Source organism: Janthinobacterium sp. PSRC1-1 (genome assembly GCF_049897525.1).
Taxonomy (GTDB): domain Bacteria; phylum Pseudomonadota; class Gammaproteobacteria; order Burkholderiales; family Burkholderiaceae_D; genus Janthinobacterium; species Janthinobacterium tructae.
Genome location: NZ_JAFCWK010000003.1, coordinates 502,725 through 519,410, shown reverse-complemented (window position 1 = coordinate 519,410; position 16,686 = coordinate 502,725). Strand labels below are relative to the sequence as shown.

16 protein-coding genes are annotated in these 16,686 nt (G+C 60.7%); 10 read left to right on the top strand and 6 right to left on the bottom strand.

The window, feature by feature from the left end:
• Window positions 1–22 precede the first annotated feature (22 nt).
• Window positions 23–2,587, top strand: coding sequence for a TonB-dependent receptor plug domain-containing protein (locus ACP7DW_RS08865; protein WP_426054499.1), 2,565 nt, complete (start codon window positions 23–25; stop codon window positions 2,585–2,587).
• 48 nt (window positions 2,588–2,635) lie between these two features.
• A complete protein-coding gene (locus ACP7DW_RS08860; RefSeq protein WP_426054500.1) occupies window positions 2,636–3,319 on the top strand; it encodes a DOPA 4,5-dioxygenase family protein in 684 nt (227 codons plus the stop codon).
• Between the two features lie 66 nt (window positions 3,320–3,385).
• On the opposite strand, the gene ACP7DW_RS08855 is transcribed toward ACP7DW_RS08860, so the two are convergent.
• From ACP7DW_RS08855 to ACP7DW_RS08840, 4 genes are all read right to left on the bottom strand, one after another.
• A complete protein-coding gene (locus ACP7DW_RS08855; RefSeq protein ID WP_426054501.1) occupies window positions 3,386–4,606 on the bottom strand; it encodes a polyhydroxyalkanoate depolymerase in 1,221 nt (406 codons plus the stop codon).
• A 275-nt stretch (window positions 4,607–4,881) separates the two neighbouring features.
• A complete protein-coding gene (gene fdxA / locus ACP7DW_RS08850) occupies window positions 4,882–5,205 on the bottom strand; it encodes a ferredoxin FdxA (protein WP_010395176.1) in 324 nt (107 codons plus the stop codon).
• 334 nt (window positions 5,206–5,539) lie between these two features.
• Window positions 5,540–5,827, bottom strand: coding sequence for a protealysin inhibitor emfourin (locus ACP7DW_RS08845; protein ID WP_426054502.1), 288 nt, complete (start codon window positions 5,825–5,827; stop codon window positions 5,540–5,542).
• Window positions 5,828–5,943: 116 nt separating this feature from the next.
• Entirely contained in the window at window positions 5,944–7,341 is a 1,398-nt protein-coding gene (locus ACP7DW_RS08840; protein WP_426054503.1) for a hypothetical protein, read from the bottom strand.
• A 201-nt stretch (window positions 7,342–7,542) separates the two neighbouring features.
• Here ACP7DW_RS08840 and ACP7DW_RS08835 point away from each other — a divergent pair, with 201 nt between their 5' ends.
• The 4 genes from ACP7DW_RS08835 to proX all read left to right on the top strand — a co-directional run bounded on the left by ACP7DW_RS08835 (window position 7,543) and on the right by proX (window position 11,805).
• Entirely contained in the window at window positions 7,543–7,827 is a 285-nt protein-coding gene (locus ACP7DW_RS08835) for a polyhydroxyalkanoic acid system family protein (RefSeq protein WP_298401438.1), read from the top strand.
• A 580-nt stretch (window positions 7,828–8,407) separates the two neighbouring features.
• Window positions 8,408–9,640 carry a glycine betaine/L-proline ABC transporter ATP-binding protein ProV gene (proV, locus tag ACP7DW_RS08830; protein WP_219891170.1) on the top strand — a complete coding sequence of 411 codons (1,233 nt, stop codon included), beginning with the start codon at window positions 8,408–8,410 and terminating at the stop codon, window positions 9,638–9,640.
• Window positions 9,637–10,740: a glycine betaine/L-proline ABC transporter permease ProW gene (proW, locus tag ACP7DW_RS08825; protein WP_298401446.1), complete on the top strand. Its 1,104-nt coding sequence runs from the start codon at window positions 9,637–9,639 to the stop codon at window positions 10,738–10,740. Before proV ends, proW begins: the two co-directional genes overlap by 4 nt.
• A 9-nt stretch (window positions 10,741–10,749) precedes the next feature.
• Entirely contained in the window at window positions 10,750–11,805 is a 1,056-nt protein-coding gene (gene proX, locus ACP7DW_RS08820; protein WP_426054504.1) for a glycine betaine/L-proline ABC transporter substrate-binding protein ProX, read from the top strand.
• A 143-nt stretch (window positions 11,806–11,948) separates the two neighbouring features.
• Here the strand turns inward: proX and ACP7DW_RS08815 are convergent, their stop codons facing one another.
• Window positions 11,949–12,203, bottom strand: coding sequence for an acyl-CoA-binding protein (locus tag ACP7DW_RS08815; protein ID WP_034782468.1), 255 nt, complete (start codon window positions 12,201–12,203; stop codon window positions 11,949–11,951).
• Between the two features lie 189 nt (window positions 12,204–12,392).
• Window positions 12,393–12,749 (bottom strand): FKBP-type peptidyl-prolyl cis-trans isomerase, encoded by a 357-nt coding sequence (locus tag ACP7DW_RS08810; RefSeq protein WP_010395194.1) that lies wholly within the window; start codon window positions 12,747–12,749, stop codon window positions 12,393–12,395.
• Window positions 12,750–12,946: 197 nt separating this feature from the next.
• On the opposite strand from ACP7DW_RS08810, the gene ACP7DW_RS08805 reads away from it, so the two are divergent.
• From ACP7DW_RS08805 to ACP7DW_RS08790, 4 genes are read left to right on the top strand one after another with little or no spacing between them, the layout of a single operon-like run.
• On the top strand, window positions 12,947–13,918 hold the full coding sequence (locus tag ACP7DW_RS08805) for a cytochrome D1 domain-containing protein (protein ID WP_099760477.1): 972 nt from the start codon (window positions 12,947–12,949) through the stop codon (window positions 13,916–13,918).
• Window positions 13,915–14,799, top strand: a complete 885-nt coding sequence (locus tag ACP7DW_RS08800) for a polysaccharide deacetylase family protein (RefSeq protein ID WP_426054505.1) — start codon at window positions 13,915–13,917, stop codon at window positions 14,797–14,799. The genes ACP7DW_RS08805 and ACP7DW_RS08800 overlap by 4 nt, the downstream gene beginning before the upstream one ends.
• Window positions 14,796–15,836 (top strand): sterol desaturase family protein, encoded by a 1,041-nt coding sequence (locus tag ACP7DW_RS08795; protein WP_426054506.1) that lies wholly within the window; start codon window positions 14,796–14,798, stop codon window positions 15,834–15,836. Before ACP7DW_RS08800 ends, ACP7DW_RS08795 begins: the two co-directional genes overlap by 4 nt.
• A complete protein-coding gene (locus ACP7DW_RS08790; protein WP_426054507.1) occupies window positions 15,836–16,663 on the top strand; it encodes an EI24 domain-containing protein in 828 nt (275 codons plus the stop codon). Before ACP7DW_RS08795 ends, ACP7DW_RS08790 begins: the two co-directional genes overlap by 1 nt.
• Window positions 16,664–16,686 lie beyond the last annotated feature (23 nt).

Here is a 16,686-nt window from a genome sequence, read left to right as displayed (position 1 = left end):
GACTTTGAAAGGATGTTTTCGTATGCTGGAACTGATTCACAAGCACTCCCCCACAACCCGCCTGCGGCAACTGGCGCACGCCGTCTCGGTGGCCGTGCTGGCGCTGGCAGCACCCGCCGCAGCGTACGGGCAAGCGGCGCCGGATGGCGCTGGCGCGCTGAGCGCAGCCCCACTCGACGCCGTCATCGTCACGGGCGCACGCGGCACAGGCCGCACGGTGGCCAACAGCGCCGCGCCCATCGACGTGATCAGCGCGCAGCAATTGCAAGCCACAGGCAAGTTGACCTTGCTCGATGCGCTGGACACGGCCTTGCCATCGTTTAACTTGCCGGCCCGCGTACAGCCCGACCTGGGCAGTATCGTGCGCGCCGGGCAGCTGCGCAACCTCGACCCGTCGCATACGCTGGTGTTGGTCAACGGCAAACGCCGGCATACGACGGCCATCGTCAATGAGGATGGCTTTCCCGGTTCCGTCGCCACCGACCTGGCCCTGATCCCCACGGGGGCCATTGCCCGCGTGGAAATCCTGCGCGACGGCGCCTCGGCCATCTACGGCTCCGACGCCATCGCCGGCGTCATCAACATCATCCTGAAATCCGATGACAAGGGCAGCTTCAGCACGCAGCTCGGTTCCACCTACGATGGCGACGGCACGAACGGTTCCGCGCGCATCGATGGCGGCACGCGTCTGGGCGAACACGGCTTTGCCCACTTCGGCGCCGAAGTCCAGCGCCAGGGCATCGCCGTGCGCAATTTCGGCCTGAATCGCGCTTATCTGTCGTATCCGGCCGTGCGCAACAGCGATGGCCAGCTGGTCAAATTGGGACCGAACAACAGCTTGCCGGCCGGCGCTTCGCCGAACCCGGCCGAAGCGAACCGCAACAGCAATCCATGGCGCAATACGGGCGTGCCGCAAAGCACGACCGCCTCGCTCAGCGCCAACGTCGGCTATGACGTGTCGAACGAGGTGCAACTGTACGGCTTCGGCACGTATGCCCACCGCAATGCCCGCTCGGCGCAGAATTTCCGTCTACCCAATACCATTTTCAATAACAACAAAGGCTTGCTGTCCGTGTATCCCGACGGCTTCACGCCGTATGAAACGACGAGCGAAAACGACTTTTCCTTGACCGGTGGCATCAAGGGCGAGACGGCGGGCTGGAGCTGGGATGTCAGCAGCACCTACGGCCGCGACGATATCGACGTGGGCGTGGAGCACTCGGCCAATTACTCGCTGACCTATCCGGGTGGCAAAACCGATTTTGACATCGGCAACCAGCGCTACAGCCGCTCGACCACCAACGCCGACCTGCGCCGTCCCGTGCCGCTGGGCTTGAGCGAACCGGCCGACCTCAGCGTCGGTCTCGAGTATTCGCATGAAACGCAGCAGCGCAGCCCGGGCGAACCTGCTTCCTGGCAGGGCAGCGGCTCGTCGGCGCTGGCCGGCTACCTGCCCGTCGATGCGTCCGACACGGCGCGCCACAGCTATGCCGCGTATATCGGCCTGGGCGCCAAATTGACGCCGCAATGGCTGCTCGATACGGCCCTGCGTGCTGAAAAATATTCGGATTTCGGCAGCAAGACGACGGGGCGTTTGTCTGCCCGCTATGACGTCACGCCCACGGTCGCCGTGCGTGGCACCGTGAGCAACGGTTTTCATGCACCGAGCCTGGTGACGCAATCGTATTCGAACACGTCTGACCATGCGGGCGTTCCCTACACCCTGGCGCAGCCAAGCTCGGCCGCGGCGCGCGCCCTGGGGGCGCAAGCGTTGAAACCGGAAAAATCGACGAACCTGTCGGCCGGGCTGACCTTCAATCCTACGCCGACACTGCGCCTGGCCGTTGATGCGTATCAAATCAAGGTCAGCGACCGCCTGGGCGTGTCGTCGAACATCGGCATCGATCGCAGCTCGGGCGTGGCGCTAGACGGCAGCGGCCGGCCGTTGACGGCGGCGCAAGCGACCGTCATTGAAAACCTGCTGCGCTCGGCGGGTTTGACGGTGGGCAATGGCCTCGTCGCGCATTACTTTGCCAACGTGGGCGACACGCGCACGCGCGGCATCGATTTCACGGCGGAAGATGTGCTGCGCGTGGCCGAGGGCAAGCTGCGCTGGACGGCGGCGGCAAATCTCAACCATACGAGTCTGGTGGGCAAGGCCGCACTGCCGGCCGTGCTGCAAGGCTTGCCGAATATCGGCACCCTGAGCAAGTCGGCCGAGTATGACTTGCTGTACCGCGCACCGCGCGACAAGGAGATCGTCACGCTGGCATATGAAAAAGCCGCTTGGACGTTCAACCTGCGCGAGACGCGCTACGGCAAGCTCAAGCGCCTGAACGCCATCACGGGCGGCGATTACCAGCTGAAAGCCGCCTTCGTGACGGATGTCAGCGTCGGCTACGACGTCAGCAAGCGCATCAACGTGACGGTGGGCGCTAACAATGTCTTCGACCAGAAGCCCAGCCAGGTGCCGCGCGAAGCGCGCAGCGCCTCGAATCTGGCGCAGTACACGGGCGCGTATGACAACTCGGGCCCATTGGGCGTACTGGGCGGCTATTACTACGCCCGCGCTACGATTCACTTTTGATCTGCCACCGCCATCTCCATACTTATCATCAAGAACGGGAAATCCTCTATGTCTGACAAAAATCAACACGCGGCCATCGATCTGGAATGGGCCAATCTCCTTTCGCCGCAACGCCGCACGGTCTTGCGCGGCGGCGGCCTGGTGGCGGCGCTGGCCGCCTCTAGCCTGACTGGTTCTGTGCTGGCGCAGGATGGCGCCGTCAAACGCGCGAAACCAGTACCCGGTAAAAGTCCGTGGGGCGAGCATACCGATACGGCGCCCACGCCGCGCCCTGTCAGCGTGCGGCCCGGCGAGGAAACCTTGCCGGGCAAGCCGCGCGCCTACACGGATATCGAAAGTTATCACGCGCATATCTATTTTGATGAAGACAGTTACCAGAAGGCGGCGCAGATACGCAAGTGGGCGGCCGAGCGCTTCCAGATCGAGCTGGGCGACTGGAACCTGGAGCCGCGCGGCCCGCACGTGACGCCCTCGTTTTATTTCTGCTTCAGCAATGATTTGCTGCCCGTGATCGTGCCATGGTTGCAGTTGAACAGCCTGGGCCTGACGATACTGATCCATCCGAATACGGAAGATCCGCGTGCCGACCATCTGTATTACGCGCTGTGGGTGAACCGTTCGCAGCCCGTGAATGGCTATGCGATGAAGAAGCCGGGGCCGGGCGAGCCGAGAGTCGAGCAGATCTTTGTCAATACCCGCCCGACAGTGAAAATCGAAACGTCGCGCGCATGAGCTGGGCATAAAAAAAACGCCACGTCAGTGTGAACTGGCGTGGCGTTTTGATGGATATGCTGTGTATCAGCCGTGTTTCTGGATGAATTCGCCGATTTTCGGGCAAATGATCTCGCGCCAGCGGCGGCCCGAGAAGATGCCGTAGTGGCCGCATTTCGGCGCCACGAAATCTTGCTGCATCTCGGCAGGGATGCCGGAACACAAGTCATGCGCCGCCTGCGTCTGGCCGGCGCCGGAAATGTCGTCCAGTTCGCCTTCTACGGTAAACAGCGCCACATTCGTGATGTCTTGCGGACGCACCAGCTGGCCGCCCACTTTCCAGGTGCCCGTCGGCAGGCTGAATTCCTGGAACACCGTTTTGATGGTTTCCAGGTAGTACTCGGCCGGCATGTCCAGCACGGCGTTGTACTCGTTGTAGAACTGGCGATGGCCTTCCGCCGGCTCGTCGTCGCCCGTCACCAGGTGCATGTAGAACTCGCGGTGGCTTTGTGCGTGGCGGCCCGGGTTCATGGCGATGAAACCGGCGTGCTGCAGGAAGCCCGGATACACCTTGCGGCCAAAGCCAGGGTAGTTCGGCGGCACCGCGTAGATCACGGTGTTTTCAAACCACGAGAATTTCTTTTCCGTCGCCAGGTTGTTCACTTGCGTGGGTGAACGGCGCGGGTCAATGGGGCCGCCCATCATCGTCATGGTCTTTGGCATGTGCGGATCTTTGGCCGTCGCCATCAGCGAGATGGCGGCCAGCACAGGCACGGTCGGTTGACAGACGGAAATCACGTGCAAGTCAGGCGCCAGCAGGCGGATGAATTCCTGCACATAGTAAATGTAGTCGTCGAGGTGGAACGGGCCTTCCGTCAGCGGTACCATGCGCGCGTCCGTCCAGTCGGTGATGTAGACATCGTGCTCGGCCAGCAAGCCGCGCACGGTATCGCGCAGCAGGGTCGAGTGGTGACCGGACAGGGGGGCAACCAGCAAAACTTTGGGCTGTTGCAAGCCAGTGGCTTCTTTTTTGAAGTGAATCAGGCGGCAAAACGGTTTTGTCACGACAACGTGTTCGCGGATCTCGACGCTCTCGCCCTGGACGAGCACGGATTTGATGTCGAATTGCGGTTTTTCGTAGTCTTTGCCAAGGCGGTACATCAGCTCGTAGCCGGCTGCGATGCGTTGCGAAAACGGAGTGTGGGCCAGTGGGGAAACCGGGTTGGTAAATAACTTGGAGGACATGTCTGCCCATTGCATCACCGGAGTGAGGAAAGAGCGTTGCAGTTCGTGCAGTTGGTAAAGCATATAGAGTCCTTGTTTAATTCCAAGCGCCAATATCGGCTCAAATATCATAATCCAATTCTACGATATTTGTTGAGGACAAAATGTGCTTTACCGCGCATAGGTCCATAGTTTGCGCATCGATGTGACAGCGCGCCACACTTGCGTGGATAGACCTGCAACGATGTTTTAAAAGCAAAAAAATCAGCGTTTCCGCTGCTTTTTGTACCTTTATTTGCCGCTACGCCCCGGCGGGGAAGACGACCCCCATCGGAATGACCGCCGCAACTGCCGTGCGCTTAGCGCACCAGCATGTCGAGCTTGTCCTTGACGTCCTTGTATTGCTCGGCTTCCGGCAAGGCAGCCTTCGTCTTGGTGATTGAAGGCCAGTTACGGGCCAGATCGACGTTGATCTTGATGAAGGCTTGCTGGTCGCCCGGCACGTCTTCTTCCGCGAAAATCGCGTTCACCGGACACTCTGCCACGCAGACGGCGCAGTCAATACATTCGTCCGGATCGATCGCCAGGAAGTTCGGGCCTTCCCGGAAACAATCTACCGGGCAGACATCGACGCAGTCGGTGTAGCGACAGGCGATGCAGGATTCGGTGACAACGTGGGTCATAACAGTCCTATCAATTTTTGGGGGAGGTGCTGTAGCGCCTGCAGGAACCTCGGCGGCGCATACTAAAGCAAAGCATTGTATTTTAAGGCAATTCGCTATTTCTCACAAATCCCGCTTATATACAATACGTATAAGCAAATTCATTTTTTCGCGTTGCCGTTGCCGTGCAGAGAGTGCAATTCAGCGACTATCCGGGACGTTGCCATGACGAACGCGGCAAGAAAGCGACAGTCGCCCGAAGTGGCAGGGCGCAGGGCGGGCGGCGTGCTGACTGGCCGTGTGGTGTTTTTGTTTTACTCAAATCAAGATCGATACCCAATACATGCCAGAAAAATCAGGCGCTGGCACGTATTTGCGTCAGCAACTGTTGCCAACGTGCATTTTCTGCACTGCCATCCTCGGCAAACGTGATGGTGCGGCGCGCGGTGGGCGCGTCGACGGTGATCTGCCAATGGGGAATATCGGCACCCAGCTGTTCTCCCGTGGCTTGCTGATGCGTGAAAAAGCCGCTGCTGGCCAGTGCCGCTTCCAGCCCGGGGCCAGCCGGATGGGCTTGCGTATCGATGTCATACTGTTCACTCAGGCCGGCAAAGCCGCCGCTGCTGCGGGCTGAAATTTTCATGCTGCTCCTTGTTGTCGATGGTAGTGGCGCGCTATGGCCTGCCGCCAGTGCGGCAGGTTTGAAGCGGGTGTGCTGGTGCGCAGCGGTACTGCGCTTGTACTGCGCTGTCGTACTGTCTAGCGGGCGCCGTAACTGCGGCACCAGGTGGCCAGCGCTTCGCGCTCCGCTTCCAGCAATTGATCCGATTCGCTGTATTCCGCATGGTTCATGGTACCGCAGCAGGCGCGCCGGTCTTGCACGGCGCCGTCCCCGTCGACGATGTCGGCGGCAAAGCTCATCTGGCCATCCTCCGTCATGGCATTGGCCTTGAGCACTTCGCGCACGGTAAAGCTGTTGCGGATGTAGTCCAGGTAGGCGCCATTGCCATCGGCCTCGGCGATCGTCAGCATGTGGCCGGCCACGTCGGCATACGTGGCCGCTTGCTCGGGCGACGCCACCAGGGCGCGCAAGACGAGGCTGCGCAGGTAGTCGCCACAGCGGTGCAGCACGGCCGCGTCGTCTTCCAGCTGGGGCTGACGTTCGTGGGCAAAGATGTCGGCCAGGATGTCATAGATGGCGCCTGTAAACACTTGCGAGATGGCATGCACTTCCGTGCCCGCCTCCGATAATTTGATGTCGTTGTCGGCATTGCGCAAGCCGTTTGGCCGGCCCAGTGCCAGGCCGAACTGTTCCGCCAGGTCGGCCAGGAAGGTCTTGTCGTGCAGGTCGGACTTGGTTTGGGCGATCACCGCTTCCACCTGGTCCAGCTGCGACAGGGCCAGGAAGATGGCCGTCAGGTCGCCGAACGATTCGTGCAAGCCGCCCGTCTGCGGTGGATTATTGTTGAGCAGCCAATTCGGTTTCAGGCCATCGAGGATGGCGTGCCCTGTTTCGTGCGAGACGATGTCGAGCGAACGGCAGGTGTAGACGCGCTCGGTGGCGCCGCTGGGGATGAAATCGCCGAACTTGAGGGCCTTGTCGCTGCGGCTGTAGTACGCGTTCATGACATTGGGCAAACCGTGCGGGAACACACGCAGGGGCGCTGTATTGCTGGCGCTATTCCATTGCCAGGGCAGGGGCGGCGCCGTGTCGTTGCTGGCCAGCGCGCGCTGGTACATGGTGAGCGTCATGCGCACGATGGCAAAGGTGTGCACGGCATCGAACTGGTCGGTGTTGGGCGAGACGATGAAGTCGCCGAAGGCATTCGGGCTGACCTGCGCGATGCCCGGTTCGCCAAACGTGATGCGCGCGTCGCGCGGGCCTTGCAGGATCAGGCCGGGCAGGAAGGTCTTGCGCGTGCCCAGGTCGCTGACGGACGGGTCTTGTTTCCAGATCAGCACGCGCGAACCGACGGGCACGGCGGCCAGGTTGCGAACCGTTGCCTCGATCAGGCGCGGCGGACCCGGCTGCAGCGTCAGTTGCGCATTCTTGCGGTGCTGGCGGTACGGCGCCGAGGGGGTAGGGACATAGCCGACGGGCAAGGACACGCATTTGGTCAGCACGGCTTCGACCGGCACGATGACTTTCTGGTCCATGATAGCTCTCCAAGACACGCGCAACTGGAACTGGAATAGTCGTCCCGCTTCGGTGCGTCCGGTTTGATCCCGCGCAAACGAGATGCGGGACGGCGGGCGTTTTTTTGCCAGGCCAGTGCCGGCTGCGGCCGTGCCTGCCGCATGGCGGCTGGTATGATGCTGGCCGTATGGCCCCCGTTTTTATAATAAAAGGATCGTTTGATGGCGGATATAAATATAGTTCAGCAACATAAGCTGACAGCAGCAAAGGCACGCGAAGCGGCGCAGCAAGTGGCCGACAAGCTGGCCCAGGAATATGACCTGGCGTGCGCCTGGGATGGCGATGTACTGCGCTTCGAGCGCAGCGGCGTCGATGGTTCGCTGACCCTGGAAAAAGAGCAGGCGCAGCTGCAAATCAAGCTGGGCTTCATGCTCAGCGCCTTTGCTTCCACCATCGAAGGCAAGATTGCCGAGAAGATGCGCAAGGTGTTTACCGAAGCAGCTTGATGACGTTCCACCCGCTTGTCTGGCACCGTGTTTGGTGCTAGGGCACGCGTCGCAGCGATGGGCGAAAAGACGATGCCAACACGTCGCTTTTCGCCTTTTTTGCGTCTGACTGTACGCTGGCGAACATTGCTAGCACATTTCCATTTGGAAAGCCATTGGACTTTGGTGGCTTTTTGCGTTATACTTGAGTCATATTTACAACAGCTACACCGCGTTTCACCTTCTGCTTCGCAGTACTCTCCGCTCGCTGAGTGGTGAATAATTCTTCGGGTTTTACACCCGCATCCAGTTAAAAGTAGCTTGGTCGATTTTTTCGGTCAAATACATTTGGTGCCATGTATTTGCATGGCGCTAGCGTTGTTAAAAGTCCTGAACCACAGCCTCTTTTAGCACGCACACGGCACCCCGGCACCGGCTTTGGCCATCCGCTGGTCACACGCGTGTCACCCCCTGTTTACTGTCGCTCCCGTGTGCTTTTGCGCCGTGGCGTAGCCGACGCAACAGGGTTTGCTGATTCCCGCCGCAAGCTAGCAGCTTGCTGGGTTTCATTCCATTCGTCAAATCGAGGGAGAACCACATCGTGGCAAAACAAATCATTATCGACCATGTGTTCAAAGTGTTCGGCGACAAGCCAGAAGAAGCACTTGAACTCGTCCGCAAGGGCGCCAGCAAGCAGGATATCCTGGCCAAGACCGACTGCACCATCGGCGTCTTCGACGCCACCTTTACCATTGAAGCGGGCGAGATCTTCGTCATCATGGGCCTGTCCGGTTCCGGCAAGTCGACCCTGGTGCGCATGCTGAACCGCCTGATCGAGCCGACCGCCGGCCGCATCCTGATCGATGGCAACGACATCAATACCTTGCCGGACGCCCAGCTGCGCGCCCTGCGCCGCAAGGACATCAGCATGGTGTTCCAGTCGTTCGCGCTGCTGCCGCAAATTACCGTGCTCGACAACACTGCCTTCGGCATGGAACTGGCCGGCATGCCCAAGGCCGAGCGCCATGCGCTGGCCCAGCAAGCGCTGGAGCAGGTCGGCCTGGACGGCTACGGCGCCAGCTATCCCGACGAATTGTCGGGCGGCATGCAGCAGCGTGTGGGCTTGGCCCGTGCGCTGGCGTGCGATCCATCGATTTTGCTGATGGATGAAGCGTTTTCCGCGCTCGATCCGATTATCCGTACGGAAATGCAATCTGAATTGCTGCGTTTGCAGCAAATCAAGCGCCGCACCATCGTCTTCATTTCGCATGACCTCGACGAAGCCATGCGCATCGGCGATCGCGTTGCCATCATGAAGGACGGCCACGTGGTGCAAGTGGGCACGCCGGAAGAAATTTTGCGCAAGCCGGCCAACGATTATGTGCGCAACTTCGTGCGCGGCGTCGATGCGGCGGCCGTCTTCAAGGCCAGCGATATTGCCCGCAAGAGCCAGATCGTCGTGTCGGAATCGCCGAGCCGCGGTTCGCGCGCCGCGCTGTCGATGCTGGAAGAGCAGGATCGCGCGTTTGCGTATATCGTCAATCCGCAGCGCAAGTTCCTCGGCGTCGTCTCGGTCGATTCGTTGCGCAGTGCGCTCGACGGCCATGTCGGCCCGCTGGGCCTGGCACATGCCTATCTGCCCGACGTGCAGACCATCAATGCAGATGAGCCAGTCGCCGGCCTGTTCGGCCAGGTGGCGCAACTGCCTTATGCCGTCCCAGTGGTGGCCAATGACGGCAGCTTCCGCGGCGCCATCAGCAAGACAACCTTGCTGAAGTTCCTCGACCGCGACACGCCAGCCATCGCCGAACAACAACAGAAAGGACAAGCATGAACCCAAGCACCGTTTCTACCGTAGAACCTGTTGTTGAACAGGCCGCCCAGATCAATCCCTGGGCGCTGACGCCGCCCACCGACGCCAGCACCGCGTGGCTCGACGCCGCCGCGCCTGCCGTGCAGCCGGAACAGGCGTCCGGCTTTCACCTGACACAGATTTTCGACGGCTCGCTGCCGCTGGAAAGCTGGATCAACCAGGGCCTGGGCTGGGTCGTCGCGCATTTCCGCCCCTTCTTCCAGGCCGTGCGCGCACCGATCGATAGCGTATTGTCCGGCGTGGAAGGCGTGCTGCTGGCCGCTCCGTCGCTGACGGTGATCGCCATCATCGGCTTGCTGGCATGGCAATTTACCAGCCGCACGCTGGCCATCGGCACCGTGCTGGCGCTGCTGCTCGTGTCGATGCTGGGCATCTGGCCTGAAGCCATGACGACCTTGTCGCTGGTGTTGACGTCGTTGGCGTTCTGTCTGGCTATCGGCTTGCCGCTGGGCATTTTCCTTGCCAGCAGCGACCGCGCACAGAATATCCTGCGCCCCCTGCTGGACGCCATGCAGACCACGCCCGCCTTTGTTTACCTGGTGCCGGTGGTGATGCTGTTTGGTATCGGTAATGCGCCAGGCGTGATCGTGACGATCATCTTTGCCCTGCCGCCGCTGGTGCGCCTGACCAACCTCGGTATCCGCCAGGTGCGTCCGGATCTGATCGAAGCGGCCCGTGCCTATGGCGCATCGCCGTGGCAGTTGCTGACCCGCGTGCAGTTTCCGCTGGCCATGCCATCCATCATGGCCGGTATCAACCAGTCGCTGATGCTGTCGCTGTCGATGGTCGTGATCGCCTCGATGATCGCCGTCGGTGGCCTGGGTCAGATGGTGCTGCGCGGTATCGGTCGCCTGGACATGGGCCTGGCAACCGTGGGTGGCCTGGGCATCGTGCTGCTGGCCATCACCCTGGACCGTTTGACGCAAGCGATGGGCCAGCCACGCCGTGGCGTGCGCCATTGGTACCAGACGGGTCCTGCCGGTTTCGTGATGCGCCTGGTGCGCGGCAACACGGGGAAAAATAATGTTGAACAGCAAGCAACGCTGGCCAACGCACAATAAAGGAACCACATGCATCAAATTGACAATTTTAAAGTGACGCAAAAATCGCAACGCAAGTTCCAGCTGTTTTCGGCCCTGGCGATCGCCGCCCTGGCCCTGACCACCGGCCTGGCCATGGCGCAAACGCCGGCCGCCGCCGACGCGCTGCCCGGCAAGGGCGTCAAGGTGCAGCCGCTGCAAAGCTCGATCGCGGAAGAAACCTTCCAGACCATGCTGGTCGACAAGGCCCTGGAAAAGCTCGGCTACGAAGTGCAGCCGATCAAGGAAGTGGAGTACCCGACCGCGCATATCGCCATCGCCAACGGCGACGCCACCTTCATGGCCGTGCACTGGGACCCGATGCACAAGGATTTCTATAACAATGCGGGCGGCGACGCCAAGTTGTTGCGCACCGGCCAGTATGCGGGGCCTGCCGCGCAAGGTTATCTGATCGATAAGGCGACTGCGGAAAAGTACAACATCACGAATATCGACCAGTTGCGCGATCCCACCCTGGCCAAGCTGTTCGACCATGATGGCGACGGCAAGGCCGACTTGACGGGCTGCAACCCCGGCTGGGGCTGCGAAGCGCTGATCGAGAAGCACATGGATGCGTACAAATTGCGCAAGACGGTGACGCACGTGCAGGGCAGCTATGCGGCCCTGATCGCCGATACCCTGGGCCGCTACAAGCGTGGCGAACCGATCCTGTACTACACGTGGACGCCGTACTGGGTCAGTGGCGTGCTGGTGCCGGGCAAGGATGTGGTCTGGCTGAAAGTGCCATTCTCGGCCAATCCGGACAAGGTAAATACCCGCCTCGACGAGGGCAGCGATTACGGCTTTGCCGTCAACACGGCGCGCATCGTGTCCAACAAGGCCTGGGCGGAGAAGAACCCGGCCGCGGCCAAGCTGTTCGAGGTGATGCAACTGCCCGTGGCCGATATCAATGCGCAGAACGAGCGCATGCGCCGCGGCGAAAGCACGCAAGCCGATATCGCGCGCCATACGGCCGGCTGGATCAAGTACCACCAGCAGACGTTTGACGGCTGGATCGCGCAAGCGCTGGCGGCGGCCAAGAAGTAAATCCCCAGCTGTTTCAGCAGCAAAAAAATGGCTACCGTATTGGTAGCCATTTTTGCGTTTTCGCCCCGCTTTCGCCTGGTGATGTTTCGTGAGTTTTCAGCCGTTTTTGGCTGATTTCTCTGAAAAACAGGCGTCCGTTGCGTTTAATCCTTCAAGTCTTCGATCAAGTCGATGTACTGCTGTTGCGCCTCTTCCTTCGAGGTGCCGGCCAGGGCCGCCCAGGCGTCGAACTTGGCGCGGTTGACGAAGTCGGTCATGCCAGGACGCTCGCCCGTGGCGTCGCCGCTCGAGGCTTGCTTGAACAAGGCGTAGATTTTCAACAAGGTCATATTGTCCGGACGCTCGGACAGGGTCTTGGAATCGAGCTGTGCTTGTTCGAATTGCTCTTGTAAACTCATGATGGCTCCTGTGTGCTGATGGAATCGCTGGAAAATTGCGGCAGGCCCGGCGGAGTGGCCACCGTGCGTGCTGCAGTGCCTGACATCATAGTGAAAAAAGCGCGCCGTGCATTAGAGGGGATACTCAAAAAAAACGCCGTCTCAAGGACGGCGTCTGGCGGCAGGCAGTGTCTGGACTGCCTGGCAGTTTTATACGCCCAGCAGTTCGACGTCGAAAATCAGGGTGGCGTTCGGGGGAATCGCGCCGCCGGCGCCGCGTGCGCCATAGCCCAGTGCTGCCGGGATGATCAGCTGGCGCTTGCCGCCCACTTTCATGCCTTGCACGCCTTCGTCCCAGCCTTGAATGACGCGGCCTGCGCCCAGCGGGAATTCGAATGGGTCGTTGCGGTCCTTGCTCGAATCAAATTTCGAACCGGCGCTGCCGTCGTCGTTTTGCAGCCAGCCCGTGTAATGCACGACAACATTGTTGCCGGCTTGCGCTTCAGCGCCTTCGCCGACGACGGTATCGATGTATTGCAGGCCGGAAGCGGTAGTGGTGGTGGTCATGATAATCCTTGTGTAGGCGATGAAAGCTACAGATTGTAGAGCAATGAGTTGCAAAGCGCCATTCCAGGCGCAGGACAGGGAAAAAGGGGAAATGACGGCGATGTGTGGCTGCCGCTTGCATTTAAGGGGGGATTTCACACAATAAATACAGTGTTCCACGTAAAATGCCTGTTTTGTATTTAACAGTGATTTCTTCCATGTTCCGCAGTCTACGCCGCCTTGTTTTTTCCTCGCTGTGCCTGGTTTCCGCAATATCGACGGCGCAAGCCGAAGTGGTGGTGGTGCTCAATTCCCGTGATGCTACGGTGCAACTGCTGGACCAGAAAACCTATGCTCCCCTGTCCACCTTTGCCGTCGGCAAGGAACCGCATCACCTGATGGAAACGCCGGACGGCAAGTCGCTGATCGTCGCCAGTTCCGTCGGCAATGAGCTGATTTTCCTCGACCCCGTGTCGGGCCAGATCCAGCGCCGCATCAGCAATATCCTCGACCCGTACCAGATCGGCTTTTCGCCGGACCAGAAATGGTTCATCTCGAATTCGCTGCGCCTGGACCGCATCGACCTGTACCGCTACGACGGCAAGAACCTGACCCTGGCCAAGCGCATCCCATTGCCAAAATTGCCCAGCCATATGGCTTTCACGGCCGACAGCACCATGGCTTTCATTACGCAGCAGGGCAGCAACCAGGTCAGCGCCATCGACCTGGCCACGCAGACGGTGAAATGGACCATGCCCGTCGGCCCGGCGCCGGCCGGCATCACGATGACGCCCGACGGCAAGCATTTGCTGGTGGGCATCATGGGCAGCGATTACGTGGAAGTGATCGACTGGCGCACGCAAAAGACCGTCAAGCGCATCAAGGCGGGCGCCGGCACGCATAATTTCCGCGCGCTCGGTGACAATCGCATGACGTTTGTGTCGAACCGCGTGTCGAACACGATCAACATCATCGACCAGAAAACGCTGGAAAACGTGGGCACCATCAATGTGCCCGGTGGCCCGGACTGCATGGAAATCACGCCCGATGGCAAGACCATGTGGGTGACTTTGCGCTGGATCAAGAAAGTGGCCGTGATCGATCTGACCACGCGCAAGGTGATCAAGATGATACCGGTGGGCCGCTCGCCCCACGGCGTGTATTTCGCCACCCACTCGCCGCGCATGTGATGATGCAGCGTCTTATTCTGACTGGCGGCTTGCCCGCCATGCTGCTGTGCGCCAGCACCATGCTGTCGCCCGCGCATGCCGCCGCACCTGCCGCACCTGCCGCACCTGCCGCAGCTGTACCGGCCGCATCTGCCACCGCCTTTGCTACCCCTACTGCCGCCGCCCCGGCCGCCTGCAAGGGCACTCTCTACATGACGTTCGACACGGGCAGCCAGTCGCAGGCGCAGCTTATTGCCGACGTGCTGAACAAGCGCCATGTGAAGGCGACGTTCTTCCTGGCCAATGAAAAAACCACGCGCGGCGACTATTCGCTCGATCCATCCTGGGCGCCGTACTGGAAAGCCAGGGTCGCCGAAGGCCATGCGTTCGGCACGCATACGTTTGACCACGTGTACTGGAAGAGGGATCTGGCCAATGGCTTGATCCAGGTCAAACCTCAGTTCGGCAAGGACGGCGGCAAGCTGGCCTCCTTCACTGATCAACAGTTCTGCGAGGAGTTGCGCCGCGTCGATACGCGCTTCCAGGAGCTGACCGGGCACAAGCTCGATCCGTTCTGGCGCGCGCCGGGCGGCTACACCTCGCCGCGCACCCTGGCCGCCGGCAGCGCCTGCGGCTACCAGCATGCGGGTTGGGCGCCTGCGGGGTATTCCGGCGATGAGCTGCCCAGCGACAAGTATCCGAACGCCATGCTGTTGAAAAAAGCGCTGGCGAACCTGCGCAGCGGTGACATTTTCATTGCGCACATGGGCATCTGGTCGCGCAAGGATGCGTGGGCACCGGCCAACCTGGATGCCTTGATTTCCGGTTTGCAAAACAAGGGCTTCTGCTTTGCCACCTTGCGCGCGCATCCTGCCTACGCGCAGAAGAAGGGCCAGCCATGACCGTCGCCGACATCGTCAGCCTCGTCACGCCCGCCATCGACGCCGTGGTCGACGCCTTTGGCGTGGCGCAAGGCTGGCTGTTCCAGACTGTGGTGAATCCCCTCGTGTATCACCTGGGTTTTGGCGAATTCACGGAAGAAGCGTTCGAGGGCACGGAATGGCTGCTGATCGGCCTGTGCGAACTGGTGCTGCTGTTTCTCGTGCTGCGTCCGCTCGAAGCCTTGATTCCCGCGCAAAAGATCAGCGACCCGCGCGCCCGCTGGAACGATTTTATCTACACCGTGCTGCACCGCATCGGCCTGTTTTCCGTGCTGGTTTTCTTCACGCTCGATCCGCTGATGGATGCATTGGCCGGCGCTTTGCGTTTCGACAATATCCATCCCCTGAACCTGGAGTCGCTGTTGCCCGGCATCAGTCCCTTGCTCAGTTTTATCATCTATTTTGTGATACTGGACTTCGTCGACTATTGCTACCATCGTGCTTCGCACCATTTCGGCTGGTGGTGGGGCTTGCACAGCCTGCATCACAGCCAGCAAAACATGAACTTGTGGAGCGATGACCGCAACCACCTGCTCGATGATTTCCTGCGCGACGTGGTGATGGCGCTGGTGGCGCTCGGTATCGGCGTGCCGCCTGGGCAATATGTGCTGCTGGTGTCGATTTCGCGCATTCTGCAAAGCTTGCAGCATGCGAATGTGAGGATACACTTCGGCCGCATCGGCGAGCGGCTGTTGATCTCGCCCCGTTTCCACCGCACGCACCACGCGATCGGCGTGGGGCACGAGTCGAAAGGCAAGGGCAGCATGGGCGGTTGCAACTTCGGCGTGGTCTTGCCGATTTGGGATATGCTGCTGGGCACCGCGAATTTCTCGGCGGGCTATGCGCGCACGGGCGTGCGCGACCAGCTGGCCCGCATCGATAGCGATGGCGTGGGCCGCCCCGGACGCGAGTATGGCCGCGGCTTCTGGCAGCAGCAATGGCTGGGCCTGCGCCGGATGGTGGAATTTGCAAGAGTTAAACGAAAAGGACGCCGTTGATGCGTAATGTGTTGAATTCGTATGGCCGCGCCTTGCTATCGCAATTGCACGGCAAGATACTGCTGTTGAGCGTGGCGCCATTCATTCTGTCGCTGATCCTGTGGGGCGCCCTGCTGTATGTGGGCTTGCAGCCGCTGATCGACAGCCTGCATGCGCTGTTTACGCAGTACGATTTCTTCCGCACCAGCGGTCAGATGCTGGCCACTTTCGGCCTGGGCACGCTGAAGGCGGTGATCGTGCCGCTGATCGCCATGTTCATGCTGCTGCCGCTGATGATCTTGACGGCGCTCATTTTCATGGGCCTGTTCGCCATGCCGGCCATCGGCCGCCATGTGGGCGGGCGGCACTTTCCGCAACTGGAAAAGAAACACGGCGGCAGCCTGCTCGGCAGCGTCGGCACTTCCCTGGCCACGTTCCTGCTGTTCATCGTCGTCTGGGTGCTCATGCTGCCCTTGTACGCGTTCCCGCCGGCCGCATTGGCGGGGCAGGCCGTGCTGTGGGGCTGGCTGACCTACCGCGTGATGGCGTATGACGCCATGGCCGACTACGCCAGCGTGGAAGAGCGCCACGCCATCATGCGCACGCAGCGCTGGCCGCTGCTGGCCATCGGCATGGTGTCCGGCGCGGCCGGCGCCGTGCCGGGCCTGCTGTGGATGGGCGGCGTGATGGCGGTGGTATTTTTCCCCTTCCTGGCGGCGTTCGCCATCTGGCTGTATGTGCTGATCTTTATCTTTACGGGTCTGTGGTTCCAGTATTACTGCCTGGAAGCACTGTCGCGTTTGCGGGGCGTACGCGGCATGACCGACGTGGCGCCGGCGGACGCCTGACCTTCACTAATCGAATCGAACGA

What these genes read in the sequence shown, in the direction of transcription:
- ACP7DW_RS08865 (WP_426054499.1), top strand. Translation starts at nt 23, where the DNA reads ATGCTGGAACTGATTCACAAGCACTCCCCCACAACCCGCCTGCGGCAA.
- proW (WP_298401446.1), top strand. Translation starts at nt 9,637, where the DNA reads ATGAACCCAAGCACCGTTTCTACCGTAGAACCTGTTGTTGAACAGGCC.
- fdxA (WP_010395176.1), bottom strand. Translation starts at nt 5,205, where the DNA reads ATGACCCACGTTGTCACCGAATCCTGCATCGCCTGTCGCTACACCGAC.
- ACP7DW_RS08860 (WP_426054500.1), top strand. Translation starts at nt 2,636, where the DNA reads ATGTCTGACAAAAATCAACACGCGGCCATCGATCTGGAATGGGCCAAT.
- ACP7DW_RS08845 (WP_426054502.1), bottom strand. Translation starts at nt 5,827, where the DNA reads ATGAAAATTTCAGCCCGCAGCAGCGGCGGCTTTGCCGGCCTGAGTGAA.
- ACP7DW_RS08805 (WP_099760477.1), top strand. Translation starts at nt 12,947, where the DNA reads ATGTTCCGCAGTCTACGCCGCCTTGTTTTTTCCTCGCTGTGCCTGGTT.
- ACP7DW_RS08835 (WP_298401438.1), top strand. Translation starts at nt 7,543, where the DNA reads ATGGCGGATATAAATATAGTTCAGCAACATAAGCTGACAGCAGCAAAG.
- ACP7DW_RS08810 (WP_010395194.1), bottom strand. Translation starts at nt 12,749, where the DNA reads ATGACCACCACCACTACCGCTTCCGGCCTGCAATACATCGATACCGTC.
- proX (WP_426054504.1), top strand. Translation starts at nt 10,750, where the DNA reads ATGCATCAAATTGACAATTTTAAAGTGACGCAAAAATCGCAACGCAAG.
- ACP7DW_RS08795 (WP_426054506.1), top strand. Translation starts at nt 14,796, where the DNA reads ATGACCGTCGCCGACATCGTCAGCCTCGTCACGCCCGCCATCGACGCC.
- ACP7DW_RS08790 (WP_426054507.1), top strand. Translation starts at nt 15,836, where the DNA reads ATGCGTAATGTGTTGAATTCGTATGGCCGCGCCTTGCTATCGCAATTG.
- ACP7DW_RS08855 (WP_426054501.1), bottom strand. Translation starts at nt 4,606, where the DNA reads ATGCTTTACCAACTGCACGAACTGCAACGCTCTTTCCTCACTCCGGTG.
- ACP7DW_RS08840 (WP_426054503.1), bottom strand. Translation starts at nt 7,341, where the DNA reads ATGGACCAGAAAGTCATCGTGCCGGTCGAAGCCGTGCTGACCAAATGC.
- ACP7DW_RS08815 (WP_034782468.1), bottom strand. Translation starts at nt 12,203, where the DNA reads ATGAGTTTACAAGAGCAATTCGAACAAGCACAGCTCGATTCCAAGACC.